Source organism: Streptomyces sp. NPDC055099 (genome assembly GCF_053607685.1).
Genome location: NZ_JBSGUA010000082.1, coordinates 1 through 1,339, shown reverse-complemented (window position 1 = coordinate 1,339; position 1,339 = coordinate 1). Strand labels below are relative to the sequence as shown.

Below are 1,339 nucleotides of genomic sequence, written 5' to 3'. Positions count from 1 at the left end.
GGAAGGGGCCGACCTGCGCCGGGCCGACGTCGGCCCGCTCACCGTCGTCTACTTCGTCAACGGGCCGCGCGAGTACCTGTACGTGCTGGACATCGTCTGGGCCGGGTGAGCGCCCGTCACCTCCCGCAGGAGCAGCCCCCGCCGGTCCCGTCGGCGGGGGTTTCTTCGTGCCCGGCGGCATCAGCGGCATCACGGGTGACCCAGTTCGGCGTACCGTGCTGATCGCCCCAGACCGCGAGAACGAGGAGAGTGCCCGCCGTGACCACGCACGCGGTGCCCGGCGCAGAGCGACGACCGCCAATACCCGCCAGCAGCGCCGCACCCGACGGCGACGCCCTGGTCCCGATCCGCGGGGGCCTGATGGCAGCCGCCGCCGTCGTCGCCACCGCCGCCACCGTCCTCGCGATCATCGGCTTCACCGGCTCGTACCGGTCGGTGCGCCAGCTCGCGCTCGACTGGGGCTGGGGCTGGTTCGCTCACGTCTTCCCGATCGGCATCGACGTCGGGATCATCGGGCTGATCGCCGCCGACCTGTTCCTGTGCGCGATCCGCACCCCGGCCCCGATCCTGCGATGGTTCGCGTGGGTGCTGACCATCGCCACCATCGTCTTCAACGCGGCCAGCGGCTGGCCGGCGGACGGCTCCGCCGGATGGATGGACTACGTCGAGGCGGCCGCGCACGCCACGATGCCCGGCCTGGTCGTCGTCATCACCGAGGCGCTGCGCCGGGCCATCGCCCGCCGGGCCCGGATCGCCGACGGCCACGAGTACGAGCCCCTCGGGATCGCCCGCTGGGTCCTTGCACCCATCAGCACGTTCGGGGTGTGGCGGCGCATGCGACTGTGGGAGGTCTACACGCGCTCCGCCGCGCTGGACCTGGAGCGGGACCGGCTGACCCTGCGCGACGAACTGCGCAAGGAGCACGGCAGGAACTGGCGGAAGAAGGCCCACCCGGGTCAGCTGCGCGCCATGCGTGATGCGAGCCGCGGCCTGTCGATCCCCGCGCACCTGATCGCGAACGCCGACCTGCCGACCGCGAACGCGGCCCCCGCGCTCACCGCGAACGGTGCGAACGGGGACCGCGAAGCCCTCGCCCCCGGCGACCCTCCCGCGAACGGTGCGAACGGGGGTGCGTACGCCGAGAAGACGGCACCCGTGAACGACATGTCGACGAGCCGGGCGGATGCGAACGGTCCCCTCGTCGACATGGCGACAGCGCGAACGTCCTGGGAGCCAGCGAGCGAACGCCTGCCGGTGACGGCCGCACCCCCGTCTCCTGAGACCGGCTCTGACCTGCGCGATTCGCACCGCGAACGCGCGACCGTACCCGCGGCCGCAC

General features: G+C 72.8%; 1 protein-coding gene. It reads left to right on the top strand.

All coding sequences use genetic code 11. The annotated features are described in order from the left end of the window. Positions 1 to 360 precede the first annotated feature (360 nt). The coding region (locus tag ACWFRU_RS42450; protein ID WP_453694214.1) for a DUF2637 domain-containing protein at positions 361 to 1,339 on the top strand (979 nt) is incomplete at its 3' end.